Origin of the sequence: Dysgonomonas termitidis (assembly GCF_042654545.1) — a bacterium.
Taxonomy (GTDB): domain Bacteria; phylum Bacteroidota; class Bacteroidia; order Bacteroidales; family Dysgonomonadaceae; genus Dysgonomonas; species Dysgonomonas termitidis.
Map to the genome: position 1 here is coordinate 18,496 of NZ_JBHSGN010000115.1, position 13,692 is coordinate 32,187.

The following is a 13,692-nucleotide window of genomic DNA, read 5'->3' on the forward strand; positions in this document are numbered from 1 at the left end:
AAGAATTATCATATTTTAATTTAGGATTTGTTTGAGTTTAGGATTCGTGGTTTGAACGCTGGAGTGCCCCAGAAAATCCCGAATAATGATTAAATCCGTTCCATTTTCTACCATGGCCATTGCTGTAGAGTGTCGGATTTTATGTGGGCTACAACTATCTGGTATAAGCGATGAATCCACTTTTCGCGCCATTTTCACATATTTAGACAGGAGATGATTAATACCTTGCCGGGTAAACATTTCATCCGAGTGATTTACGAAAATGGGCTTGTCAAGATTTTGAGGAAGCATAGAACCGGTTTCTTTCAAATAATCTCCTAGCACAGATGACAGTTGTTGCACTATAGGCACATGCCTTATCTTATTCCCTTTACCATGAATAACTATATGTTTTGGTGCGCTCATTGAAACATCCCTCCCTCTTATCTTAATTAGTTCACTCACCCTTATTCCGGTAGCATACAGCAATGTGAACATAGCAAAATCTCTTTTTCCGCCTTGAGTAGTTCGATCAATCTGAGATAGCAACATTTTTATCCCTTCCGGCTTAACATAGGTGATTTCTTTTGTAAGAGATTTCTTCATCCTGATGTTCTGAATTTGTATTACATCATCAATACATTCTGGAAGATCATATTTCAAAAAGGTGGCGAAGCACTTAAACGCAGCAAGTCGTTGGTTGCGAGTAGCCGGAGATACTTTTCTCTCGTACTCCAACCAAAGTAAAAAAGATTGAATATTTTTGTGGGTAATATGTTTGAGTTCTATTTTCTCTGGCCTTATTCTCTGGCTATTTTCCATAAAGTCAATAAATTGGATAAAAGCATAGCGATAGGTTTCTATTGTGCGCTGCGAACATCCACGTTCATTTATCAAATAATCACGAAAGTACCGGTGAAGGGCGCTAGCAAAGTCAGTTCTTTTCATAGTCGTTCTTTTCAAATATTTCATCAAGACTCTTTTCAAGTTTCTCTGTAAGGTATGGATACAAGCTGATAGTTAAGCGTAAATAGCGCTCTGTAGAATAGATATTGTTATGTCCTAAATAAGCAGACATAATTGGGAGAGCAACATACATATCCATTCCAGAATCAATTAGTTGTTTGAAAGATCTTACGGCAAAAGTGTGACGCCAATCGTGAACCCGCTTTCCGTATCGTCCGCTCCCACAGTTAGGTATGTCTGCATGTTGGAGGACTTTATGGTGTATTTCAGCAATAATGGACGCTGAAATATGTCTACGGTAAAGAGATCTGAATATGTAATCGTCATCAGATAAGTCGTAAAATGTTTTATCAGCAAATGATCTCATAAGATCCAATAAGCTACTGGACATAACCACATAGCGTTCCTTCGAGTTTTTTGTTTCGGATAATTTTATAATACCCTCATCTAAATCGATGTCTTTCTTGTGAATAGTTATCGTTTCCGTCATTCGAGTTCCACAACAGAACATGATTCTGAACAATACGGATAATTGAATATTATGTCTCCGATTTTGTACCGACACATAGTTGTCCAATGCCAGGAAATATTTCTCAATTTCTTCATCCGTATAAATATGAGGAATAAAATCTGTTTTGGGACATTTAGTGTCTCTTAGCTGGAACACCGGGAAACCCTGAATAAAAAGATATTCAAAGAATCTTTTTGTTGTATTGACTCTATAATACTGCGTTTTTTCGGTTTCACCTTCAAGCCGTTGTCTCCATTTGATAGCTTGATCCCTGGAGAATGAAATCTCAGTGATCCCTTCTTGAATAAAAAAATCATCAAGTTTTTTAAGATGATAAAATTCTGCGTACATATATTTTATGCCGCTCTTTTCTCTATAGTCCAGAAAAAGAGATATATGCGTGGAGAAAACCGAATTAAGAATAGGCCTGATCATTTATCACCTCCTTTCCAATATTTGCGTAATGTACACTGTGAATAACCGGGATTTGTAGGCTACATTTTCGTAAGCGCTCGATATCGATATTCAAATATGTTCGAGTCGTATTCGTATGACTATGCCCCATTGCCATACTGATAATGTAGTATCCAGCACCGCGTTTTAACAGATTTGAAGCAAAGCTATGTCGCAGGGAGTGAGGACCATGTTTCTTCTCTCTCCAGTTAGGAATGTTGGCTGCCTTAAAAGCTGATTCTACGATGGAGTAAATTCCACTGGATGTGACTTGATGACCTTTACGTTTACTATCATGTCGTACAACGATCACATCGTCTCCTCCTGGAGGCCGGCCATATTTCAGATAGTCAATAATTGCATTACCTATGGATGGAATAAGAGGGTAAGATATTGGAACCTCAGTCTTTTGTTGGTTGAAGGATATTGTATTGGATTCCCAGTTGATATGCTTCAAACTTAAGCTCCGGATATCCGATGCCCTCATCCCATATTCTGAAGCTAAAAGTAAGATGAGATAATCCCTCTTCCCAGAGGATGTGCTTCTGTCTACTGATGAAATCAGATTTCGAACCTCTTCTTCAGTATAAGTTGTTGTTAATTTTGAACCTTGTGATGTCTGTGGCTCTCTAAGAATAAACATCGACAAATCTCCTTTTGTAATTTGAGAGTTATGCAGAAAGCGGTAAATGTTTCGCAAAACAGCTTTATATCTTATTCGATTGGATTTTGATTCGGCAGTAATGAAATCTTCAAAAATCGGAGTTGATGCGTCTTCGAGATGAAGCCCTCTTTCCCACAAATATGAATCGTACTTTAAGGCGACTCGTGTATGGGTTTCCAATGTATTGGATGATAGTTTCAAACTTAACGCACACCATTCAATGTACTTTTCAAATACTTCTCCCAACTTTGTTTTAAAAGATTTTTTTTCTGAAGGAGATATATTCTCAAAATCATCACCTCTATATACAGATAAAATCATTCTAATAACACGAAGTGTACGCTTTTGGTCGGATGTTAAAGAGACGCTTAAATAACGTGTTCCTATGAATTCATCACAAAACCGGAACGCATTTACCTCGTTGAACTCTTCGAGACCTTTTTCGTCCCACCATTTTCGAATAGTCCTACATATCTTCGAATATGTCTGAATAGTCCCTTTGTTGTAATCTCTGTCAATTAACTCATATCGATATTCATCGATAACCTCTGTGATCTGTTTGTTTTTCTTATACATAACTATTTGTTTTTAAGTATAACTAAAGTATAAATAATTATGTAAAGATTTGAAATCAGAAGCGGCTGGAATATAAGAGATTCCAACCGCTTCTTTACATTATGTATATGTTTACCTAATAGTTAAGGCTTCGTTTTTGCGAAGCATGAAAAATGAAGCCTGCTTGTACGAAACCGGGCAAGTATATCGGTCTTTTATTATGGGTTTTTAATGGACAGGTCTATCCGTAAATAATTCATGCAGATATTTTGTTTGTGCTATATCCAAGGTAAAGATTAAATTATTCAGGGGCTTGCAAGCTTTATTTGACTTCCTTTTACATGCCTATTATAAGTGTTTTAGGATTATTTGTCAACAATTGCTCACAGTAGGACATATGTTCCCCATTATGCTTGTGCATTTGACTTCAATGTGATGGTTGATAGCTATTTAAAATTATCGTTGCCAGCTCTGCCCAGTTTTCCGGCGGTGCTCTGCGGTTGAAACACATGATGGTTCTCAGGGTTTCCTGCTTACAACAAGGACACTCTTTCGGATTAAATAATTGGTGGTGCTGTTTAGTATTTATTGCATCACAGCTGATTATCTGCTTGCTTATTTCAATACGGCATTTTAGTTTACTTCTACTGCTTAATATACCGTAATGACGTATACGGACAAATCCCTTCGGCAAAATATGCAAAGCATATCGGTGAATAAAGACAAGGGGTTCAAGCTCCATTTCCCTTTTTAGTCCGTTTTTCCTGTAATCCTTGTAGCTAAAGGTTATCTTATCTTTCGATATGTTTTTAATCCGATAGTTACTGATAGCAATTTTGTGCGTATAACGACCCAGATACTCAATCACACTTTGTGGTCCGCTGAACGGTCGTTTTGCATATATTACCCAATCTTTTTTATAAAGGGTTGCAACCACCTGACGGTTCATTTCATCAGGCAGTACCTTTTTTAGCTCTTCGATAAACCGTGAGCGGAAGACCTTACTCACAGCTTTTACGGGAAATAAATACTTTCCCTTGGATCTGACCGTTTTCCATTTGCTTTGCCGGGTAAGGCCTCCGCCGGGTACTATACAGTGTAAATGGGGATGCAGGCTCATTGTTTGTCCCCATGTATGCAGGACAGCGATCATTCCCATATCGGCACCCAGCCATTTATGATCTTTACCGAAACTGCTTAATACACTCCAGGCCGTCTTAAAGAAAAGGTTATATAGTATTTTGCCTTGATACAGACAAAGCTGGTTAAGCGTATCGGGCAATGTAAACACCAGATGAAAATAAGGTACGGGTAAAAGCTCGCTTTCTCTCTTCTGTATCCAATCTTCCCGTTGTATTCCCTGACATTTTGGACAATGCCTATTGCGACAACTGTTATAACTAATCCGTAAATATCCGCACTGCGTACAACCATCCACATGGGCTCCCAGTGCTGCCGTCCTACAATCTTTTACCGCATTGAGGATACGCAACTGCCAAGTATTCAATTTTCCGTTTTCTATCACTGAGGTCCAATGCTGTTTCAGTATATCGGCAACCTCATGGATAGCAGTAGTCATTCTAATCCGTATAAGATATCCAGCGGATTAAGTATTTTACCGGATTGGGGCCGGGCTACCTGTAAATAAATAAGGGTGGTTTCTATTCGCTTATGTCCCAGCAAATCTTTAATATGTACGATATTTACATCATTCTCCAGTAGATGGGTCGCAAAAGAGTGCCTAAGGGTGTGAGGATAAATATCTTTGATAATTCCTGCCTGGCGTGCTGCATTTTTCACAACCCACCGGATGCCGTTCCCCGTCATAGGCTCTCCTGTTTTGGATTCAAACATGTATTTTACGGGAACATGATTGTCAAGATAGCTGGTAATTCCCCTGGGCAACAGTTCTCCAAGCGGTACACAACGGTCTTTCAAGCCTTTGCCCTGATGCACGTGCAGCATTTTCCGTTCCAAATCAATATGGGATGGCTCCAGATGTTGTACTTCACTGCTCCTAAGTCCACATCCGTAACACAAACCTATAATAAGCCGGTGTCTAAGTAATTTACAGGAACTAATCAGGGCCTTTATCTCTGAACCGTTTAGAACGACCGGCAGCTTTTTAGGACCTTTTAAAGAAGGCAACTCGAATTGAGCGTAATCCAATCCCCGCATTTTACAGGCATAACGCATTCCATGCACTGTGAACTTGAAGAAGGAATCCGAAGCTTCTCCATTCCTTTTTACCTGATATAGGTAATCCATTACTTCTTCCGCATCCAGCTCCAATGGCATCCGATTGTAGTGAAGAGCCAGATGAGCTAACTGACGCGAATAATTTTCAAGGGCGCTTTTACTCTTGCCATTAATCGTTATAGACCGTTCCAATTCTTTATACAGTTCCCTGAAACCGGTAACTTTATTGCAGGCCTGTTCTACAATAGGCACATAATTTTCATCCCTGAAGACGGAACACTTTTTTTGTTGATTTTGCATAGAAATTAAATTTAAATGAATAACTAAATTTCCATGCAAAGCAACACAATGAGTTAGAATAGAACTATATATTCTTATATGAAAACTACCGTAGGTTTAGTACAATTATTATTATGTCAATATTAACATAATAACAAAGCAGCCGGGCAACGCGCACGAAAAGTATCTCTTGAAATAGAAAAGAAATTGAAAGAATTTCGTAAATTATCTATCGACCAAAGCAAAAAGTAAGCAAGTATCGCTTATCTTTGAAAGAGTAACTTTTAAAAGTTACTCTTTTTTATTGTTATCTGTATACAAATTTCAAATGCTGAATTATATTATATGAAAAATAAGATTCCATCCAACAATAAGAACGTAAAACTGGCGATATTGATCGATGCAGATAATGCCTCTGTTTCAAAAATACACGAATTACTGGTGTTTACGGCACATTATGGACAAGCCACAGTAAAACGTATCTATGGAGACTGGAGCAAACCTGCCCTGTCATCATGGAAAGAGCCAGCTAGGGAATATTCATTCCGTTTAATAGAGGCTTTGCCTTATGTAAAAGGAAAGAATACGACCGATATCAGTTTGGTAATAGATGCGATGGATTTACTTCATTCAGGTTCTGTCGATGGCTTTTGTATTGTCTCCAGCGATAGTGATTATACACTCCTGGCTCAACGTATACGTGAAGAAGGCATGCTGGTGCTGGGCTATGGTGAAAATAAGACCCCGGAATCCTTTATAAACTCCTGCAAAGAATTTAAGTTTTCAGATAAAACCGATACAACTTCAATAAAATCCACAAACAACGAAACGCCGGATTCGATGCTCAAGAAAGAGGCTCATCTGTTTGAGAAAGCATATAATAATGCGTCTAATGATGGAAAATCTGAAGTAACCCTTTCCCAATTAGGTATGGCTATAAAGAAACTATTGCCCAAATACAAACCCCGCCGGTATGGTTGTAAAACCTTGGGAGAAATTTATGAGAAATTGGGGACTTATTTAATTGTTCCGACAGATGTTAAAGGAATGTATATTGTTGAGCGAAAAAGTTAAATCAATCAGAATATTGATATTAAAATAAGTTTAATCTGGTCGCATATAAAACCAGATAGCCATTCCCTGTTTCAATTATGCCATTTTAAATCTATTTTACTCCCCCCCAATATAATAATCCTAAAATATACTCTCCGCAATATCCTTAATTAAGAATCAAGGTAAAATCTCTTCCTGTGTTTAATCGGACGCTTCACCTTTCAAAGGCAAAGTTATTCCGTGGCTAATTCGTGAAAACAAAGATTTCCCTTACCGGTTTCGGGCAAAATCTCCACTCTTAACAGAGTGTATTTTGCCCGAAAATCTTTGTGTTTCCCGGCCCCGGACTTTTGGGCCTTTGAAGGTAAAGCGCCTGCCTAATATGGCGCATAATATTCATTAAATAAGTGTATTATGAAGATCAATAACAAAAGGCTTGAAAAAACAGCGGAGAAATTCACGAACCTGATGATCGGGCGTATCACAGAAGTAGGAAAAGACTGGACTAAACCCTGGTTGGCCGTCAAACGCAAGGATTACCTGCCCTCTAATATTACGGGACGTTTTTACAGTGGGGGTAATACACTGATGTTACTCATCTATTCCATGTATTTTGATTTCCGAACGCCTGTTTTTCTCACATTTCTCCAAGCAAACAACCTGGGTATCCACATCGTAAAAGGAGCACAGTCATTTCCGGTTTACCATATTGCCTGGATGTATTATAACCCAAAGTTGCAGGAGAGGATCTCTATTGAGAAATATGAAGAGCTTCCGGAAACAGAAAAAGGAAACTATTATCTAATTATGACTCCTAAATGTTATGATGTATTTAACCTCGACCAGACCGATTACAATGAGAAATACCCGGAAGAGTGGGCTTCATTACTTCTGAAACATCAAGTGTCTGTTCAGAGTGAAGATCATGATAACTTTAATAACAGCCTACTGGATAAGGTGATTACTGACCAATCCTGGGTATGCCCGATACAGGAGAGGCTATCCAACAGAGCCTATTACTCACCATCAGAGGATAAGATTGTGCTGCCTTACAAAACGCAATTCCCGGATAAAAGAGCTTTTTATGGTACAGCTTTGCATGAGATGACCCATTCCACGGGACATGAAGACCGGTTGAAACGGATCAAGAAAGGAGCAACTAAAGGAACTGATGATTATGCAAAAGAAGAGCTTGTGGCCGAATTATCCGCTGCATTGATGGGATTTTATCTGGGTATAGAAACGACGATCCGGGAAGACCATGCTTCTTATTTAAAGAGCTGGCTGGAGGCCCTGCATAAAGATAACAGCTTTTTGATGGATGTGCTGACCGATGTAATACAGGCTGTCAAGTATATGTGTATCCAAATGGAATTTAATCCGTTCGGGGAATTTGCAAAACCGGATGCTGTACCGGTTAAGAAACAGAAGGAAGGAGTCCTCTCCGATGAACTTGTAATTGTGGACTGATATGTATAATGAACTAAAATGGCTTGTACGTAAATGCTACCGTAAAAGACAGGTTACTCCTGACAAGAATTTTTTAAAACTGATTATCAGGATGCAGGAGAAAAAAATCATGCTGGTATTCTTTATTAAACCGCCACCGGAGCATCGCAAGCAAATACGGACCTATAATTTCCGCTGGAGCCGCAAGTACCGCTATTGGCATGCTTATTTAAATAATAACAGGTTGGAACAAGTCCGAAAGCTCTATAAAATGATAGATAAAAATAATTTATAATTACTAATATGATAAAAAACGATGGCAAATATATGTACCAATATTGCAGTTATAATCAGTGCAGACAAATCGGTGTTGGAGCAAACAGTAAAAGAAATATCCGAGAATTTCGAGTGTTACTCGGATATCGAAACTGAAAATGGAAGTTGTGATCTCGAATTTACAAGTCACGGACCTTTCCCTAAAAAACTGATGGAGGATATAACCGGTAATTATACGGGAAAAGACCTGTATATACAGGTCATCACCTATGAAATATCTAATGAGTTGGTCCAGCACCATATTTATGAGAATGGAAAATGGACGGATAAGCTTGCCGAGAAATATCAAACAAATACCAATATCCGGAAACCATGAATACAATAAAAAAAATAGAAGGTAAAAAATATGCCCTGAATAATTCCTATTTTAAAAACAGGAAACACAATTATCCGGATACTATTCTGGATATAGTTAAATACAAGAAGCAATTCGGGGAATTACCTTTCGATTGTACGGCCTTCAACTGGCTGTACGAGGCAATGATTGAACGGCAGAAACGGCACGGCGTACAAAACAGCCAGTACCTGACACCCGAGAAAACAGCAGCCCAGATTGCAGAACTGACCAATAACTTCCTGCCTAAAGACAACCTCGTGCTGGATGCCTGTTGCGGAACAGGGCAATTGACAAAATGCCTGTTATTAAACAATTTGAATGTCATCGGATTCGATAATGATCCGGACATGGTAGAGATTTGTAAACTTTCTTATCCGCAGGCAAAATTTGAATTGTATGACTTTCGTGACAAGGAAAGCGGACGCTATTATGATCTGATCGTTTCCAATCCGCCACATGAACAAAAAGATATAATCTCATTTTTCGGCTGGTTATCCTCTGCCCTAAGTGACGAGGGTAGGGCAGTACTTCTCATACCAAAGGATTATATGAATAAAGAACGCCCGAAGATGCTGGTAGAATACCTGAAGCGTTTTGATATGCTGCACAGGGAAGACATTCTGGAGCCGTTTTACCATACCAAATGGATTTGTGAGGTCTGTATTGTAGGCTTAACAGAAGCATACCGGGATGAACGCCTGAATAAACAAAAAATAAACGAAAAAAATCAAATTATTAAAGAACCCAATTTAAAAGAAAACCGACTTATGGAAGCAGAAAAAGTATTTTTAGTGGGAATAGACCAGATATCGCCTAATCCCGAGAATTCAAGAAAGAAATTCAATCAGGAAGAATTAAATGAACTAGCTCACAGCATCAAAGAACATGGACTGTTGCACCCGATTACGCTCCGTGGAAAAGGGGATGGTTACGAAATTGTAAATGGTGAACGCCGTTACAGGGCCTTCAAGTTGAACGGAGAAACCCAGATACCTGCAATTATCAGGGAATATACGGATGAACAGATACTGGAGATTACACTTGTCGAAAACATCAACAGGGAAAACCTGACATCTATCGAAGAATCCGATGCTTACCAAAAACTGATGGATGTCAGAGGTTACAGTATAGAAGATATTTGTTATAAATCAGGTAAAAATGAATCTTATATCCGTAAACGCCTGAGACTACAACGCCTGATAGACGAATTTAGAAATTTGTTGGAAAAAGACGACATCATGCTCGGTATCGGGATTGAAACTGCAAAATATTCCAAAACTATACAAAAACAAATTTACAAGGAATATTTCAGCCATGAAGAAAACAATTGGAAAGAACTGGGATTAAAAGATTTTACCGAACGGATCGAAAAGCTGTATACCAATGATTTGTCGAAGTTTAATTTTGAAAAGTCAGAATGTGAAAAATGCCAGTTCAATACAGCCTTTTATGAACTATTTCCAGAGAAATCAGGGCGATGTACGAACAACACCTGTTTACAGGAGAAAAAGAGCAAGTTTACCATAAATTTCTGTAAAGTGGTATCCGAGAAATATCCGGAAATAAGTGTTTGTATAGCTCCTTATGACAAGATGAATGATACCGTTAATAATGACATGAAGGAGATCGGTGTCGATATAAGAACAATGAAAGCTGAAGAATACCCTGAAAAACCACTACCTCCTGTTCAAAATAGCTATAAATCGGATCAGGAATACAAGGCGGCTCTGGAAGAATACACGATAGAAGAGATGTCTTTCTATAAGGAAATGGAAGAACTCGAAGAAAAAGAAAAATCAGGTAAAATAAAGAAGGTTATCTATGTGGGTGATAATAACCCCGGAATCAGGTATGTAGAGGTTATCAAAGGAAAGGACCTGAACCCACTGGAAAATCTGCAAAAGCAGGATCAGGAAAATAAAACGGCAGCAACGCGTAATGCAGCCAAAGAAGTATCCTCCCTATTACAAAATTCAGAAATCAATAACGGGCAGTTGTCAGTATTTGAAGATGAACTGCTTATTTTTATGATGTTGGACTACCTGGATAAAAAATATTTTCCGGCTTTCGGATATACAGATGAGAAAAAGGATGTTCTGACTGCCGATGAAAAATATAAGATAATCAAGACTCTGACTGCAGAACAAAAGGCACTTGTGTATAGAAACTTTTTAATAAAGAATCTGATCAATCACACAGGCCATAATCTGAGGATGATGTTGTTAATAGAATTCTCTAAGCAACACTTCAAGGAAAAAACGATGGATATCATGCGGAAACATACGGATATCTATAATCAGAAATACCAGAAAATTCAAAAGCAGCTGGAAACATTAAAAGATAAAGCAGAAAAAGCAGTACCTGCCATTTAAAAAGAGAATACACCCGGCTGGTATTAAAATAAACAGAAAGAATAAATATCAGCTGGGTATAATTTTCATATATTATGCATACAAATCTATTATTCAATCAAAATAGAATGATATTATGTATCTTTGAATGTTTCAGTATATATTTGTATAATTATATATTTATATAATATAGGATTATATATGTTTAAATAATAAAACATCTGTTCATCCAATAATTTAAACTTAGATGAGTAAAATCAGAATACGCAATTTTGGTCCGGTAAAAAATGGCTATCAAGAAAATGAAGGCTGGATCGAAATACAAAAAATCACATTGTTTATCGGAAATCAAGGTACCGGTAAAAGCAGCATTGCCAAATTAATATCGACTTTTACCTGGATAGAGAAAGCGCTTACCCGGGGTGATTATACTGCACAGGAATTTACCGGAAGCGGGCGATTCAAAGATATTTATTGTGCCTATCACAGGATAGAGAACTATTTCTATAATAAAGAAGGAATTGATAAAGCCGAAATCGAATACGAAGGCGAGTCCTATTCCATGCAATATAAAAACGGGCAATTTTTTGTTCAGGAGAAAAAGAATTCAATATATAAGCTTCCTCAAGTAATGTATGTTCCTGCTGAAAGAAGTTTTATCAGTAATGTACAGGATGGTAATGCCCGTAAATTAAGGCAAATAGCTGAGCCTGTTTTGGAACTGACAACAGAATTCGGCCTGGCATTAAAGTCATTGGAATCACCCATGGAATTACCTATCAATAATGCATATCTGAATTACGATAAAAAAAATGATATTACTTATATTGAAGGAGAAGACTATAAGATTAAGTTGCATGAATCTTCCAGTGGTTTCCAGTCAATAGTACCTTTGTTTGTTGTGACAGATTATCTGGCAAATTCCATTTTAAGTCAAACAAAAAATGCAACTGATATGAGTAGCGAGGATCTGCAACGGTTCAAAGATGGTGTTTCTACTATTTGGTCAGATTACTCTCTTTCCGATGAGCAACGCCGGGCTGCCTTGTCTGTTTTATCCGCCCGCTTCAACAAAACAGCATTTATAAATATCGTAGAAGAACCGGAGCAGAATCTTTTTCCATCTTCCCAGAGAAGTATATTAAATAGCCTTTTGTCTTACAATAATCTTTCGGTTGGGAATAAACTTGTTATAACTACCCATAGCCCCTATATCATAAATTACCTGACGTTGGCAATAAAAGCTAAAATGATATTGGATAATCCAAAGATTACAGAAGAACTCAGAGAAAGGGTAAATCATATTGTTCCTGTTAATTCGACAGTTAGCAGTTCAGATATAGTTATTTATGAAATAGCAGCTAATGGTATAATATCGGTATTAGAAAATTATAAAGGGTTGCCTTCAGATGAGAATTACCTGAATAATCTGTTATCCGAAGCCAATTATCTATTTTCAGACCTTAAAGAAATAGAAAGACAATGCCGATAGACTTTTTTGAACCTACAGTTAGAGCTTCAACAGATGCGGAATCATTCGGTTTGTGCGATGATGAAACTCTTCCAGGCCAAGTACCCGCGCCTGCTTACTTGGATATTCAAAATCCTTTAGCCTGGATCGGAGTAGTTGAAAATCCATCTAAAATGACAGTTGATTTTTATCCGGTTGACAATCATTTGGCTATTTTTCGTGAAGATGGATCTATCGAAAATAAGTGTGATTGCCTTTTACATTATAATAATTCAGTTCATTTTATAGAACTAAAAGAACGCCAGTACAGCGGGTGGGTTTCATCAGCTTGCCGTCAGTTGAAAGCTACAATTAACTGCTTTAGCCAGAACTATAATATATCCGAATATAATCTGAAGGCACAGATTTGTAATAAAGAGCGGCCAAATTTCAGCCAAAATTATATGATCTCTATGGAAAAATTTGAGGATGAAACAAAAGTCGGGCTTATTATAGCAAAATTAGTCCGGTTATAATTACGATGGTTTTACATAGACTACTAATTCCACACTACACCGAATACGTCTTTAGCCTATGTCCGCTTGCCGGCAAAATTATATTTGTGTTCTTCACCGGTCAAATTCAGGCCCTGTGGGTTTAACAATAAATACGACACCTCGTACACTTCGTGTCGTATTTCCTGTTAAAAATTTGACGTTTTGAACACTACATTTACGGGCCGACGGGACATAGCATGCAAAGCCGATTCCGACGCATATAGCGGGACGAGCTTCTCTTGTCATTATCCGTACAAAAGAGTCATACGAAAAGCCCTCAATTATAATAAATCCGGTCTTTAAGGGGAACAAAAGCTGCCTGCCTTAACCTCTGCATATATATTTTGATATATATCGTGTCCCTATTTTCTATTTCTTTTCTTTTATGAATTATTGACCTACGTTCTTTATTGGCTTATCTTTGCATTACAATTCTTAAAGACAGAACAAAACTGGAATTGTGCTTAATATTTATTATTCTAATGGAAGATTTTGGTAAGCGTCTCCGCGATGACGTCTTGATTCGCTTTTTGTAACCCTGTACATTTGCAAA

Annotated in this window: 12 protein-coding genes and 1 pseudogene; 8 read left to right on the top strand and 5 right to left on the bottom strand. The window is 37.7% G+C overall.

The genetic code is table 11. The features are described from left to right. Positions 1-15 precede the first annotated feature (15 nt). From ACFO6W_RS18735 to ACFO6W_RS18755, 5 genes are all read right to left on the bottom strand, one after another. Entirely contained in the window at positions 16-927 is a 912-nt protein-coding gene (locus tag ACFO6W_RS18735; RefSeq protein WP_379999230.1) for a tyrosine-type recombinase/integrase, read from the bottom strand. Further along, complete coding sequence (locus ACFO6W_RS18740; RefSeq protein WP_379999232.1) at positions 914-1,807, bottom strand: tyrosine-type recombinase/integrase; 894 nt, start codon at positions 1,805-1,807, stop codon at positions 914-916. Before ACFO6W_RS18740 ends, ACFO6W_RS18735 begins: the two co-directional genes overlap by 14 nt. A gap of 64 nt (positions 1,808-1,871) precedes the next feature. Further along, on the bottom strand, positions 1,872-3,149 hold the full coding sequence (locus ACFO6W_RS18745) for a site-specific integrase (RefSeq protein WP_379999234.1): 1,278 nt from the start codon (positions 3,147-3,149) through the stop codon (positions 1,872-1,874). Positions 3,150-3,555: 406 nt separating this feature from the next. Continuing rightward, complete coding sequence (locus ACFO6W_RS18750) at positions 3,556-4,707, bottom strand: IS91 family transposase (RefSeq protein ID WP_379999236.1); 1,152 nt, start codon at positions 4,705-4,707, stop codon at positions 3,556-3,558. Next, positions 4,704-5,627: a tyrosine-type recombinase/integrase gene (locus ACFO6W_RS18755; RefSeq protein ID WP_379999239.1), complete on the bottom strand. Its 924-nt coding sequence runs from the start codon at positions 5,625-5,627 to the stop codon at positions 4,704-4,706. The genes ACFO6W_RS18750 and ACFO6W_RS18755 overlap by 4 nt, the downstream gene beginning before the upstream one ends. Positions 5,628-5,756: 129 nt before the next feature. Here ACFO6W_RS18755 and ACFO6W_RS18760 point away from each other — a divergent pair. From ACFO6W_RS18760 to ACFO6W_RS18795, 8 genes and pseudogenes are all read left to right on the top strand, one after another. Further along, a pseudogene (locus ACFO6W_RS18760) lies at positions 5,757-5,858 on the top strand (histone H1); the annotation flags it as partial. 93 nt (positions 5,859-5,951) lie between these two features. Next, positions 5,952-6,680, top strand: coding sequence for an NYN domain-containing protein (locus ACFO6W_RS18765; protein ID WP_379999241.1), 729 nt, complete (start codon positions 5,952-5,954; stop codon positions 6,678-6,680). 393 nt (positions 6,681-7,073) lie between these two features. After that, a complete protein-coding gene (locus tag ACFO6W_RS18770; protein WP_379999243.1) occupies positions 7,074-8,129 on the top strand; it encodes an ArdC family protein in 1,056 nt (351 codons plus the stop codon). A gap of 1 nt (position 8,130) precedes the next feature. Continuing rightward, on the top strand, positions 8,131-8,403 hold the full coding sequence (locus ACFO6W_RS18775) for a hypothetical protein (protein ID WP_379999245.1): 273 nt from the start codon (positions 8,131-8,133) through the stop codon (positions 8,401-8,403). A gap of 21 nt (positions 8,404-8,424) precedes the next feature. After that, on the top strand, positions 8,425-8,760 hold the full coding sequence (locus ACFO6W_RS18780) for a hypothetical protein (protein WP_379999247.1): 336 nt from the start codon (positions 8,425-8,427) through the stop codon (positions 8,758-8,760). Further along, complete coding sequence (locus ACFO6W_RS18785; RefSeq protein ID WP_379999249.1) at positions 8,757-11,153, top strand: ParB/RepB/Spo0J family partition protein; 2,397 nt, start codon at positions 8,757-8,759, stop codon at positions 11,151-11,153. The genes ACFO6W_RS18780 and ACFO6W_RS18785 overlap by 4 nt, the downstream gene beginning before the upstream one ends. Before the next feature lie 226 nt (positions 11,154-11,379). Beyond that, positions 11,380-12,624 (top strand): AAA family ATPase, encoded by a 1,245-nt coding sequence (locus tag ACFO6W_RS18790; RefSeq protein ID WP_379999251.1) that lies wholly within the window; start codon positions 11,380-11,382, stop codon positions 12,622-12,624. Next, positions 12,615-13,118, top strand: coding sequence for a hypothetical protein (locus ACFO6W_RS18795; RefSeq protein ID WP_379999253.1), 504 nt, complete (start codon positions 12,615-12,617; stop codon positions 13,116-13,118). The genes ACFO6W_RS18790 and ACFO6W_RS18795 overlap by 10 nt, the downstream gene beginning before the upstream one ends. The last annotated feature ends 574 nt before the right edge of the window (positions 13,119-13,692 follow it).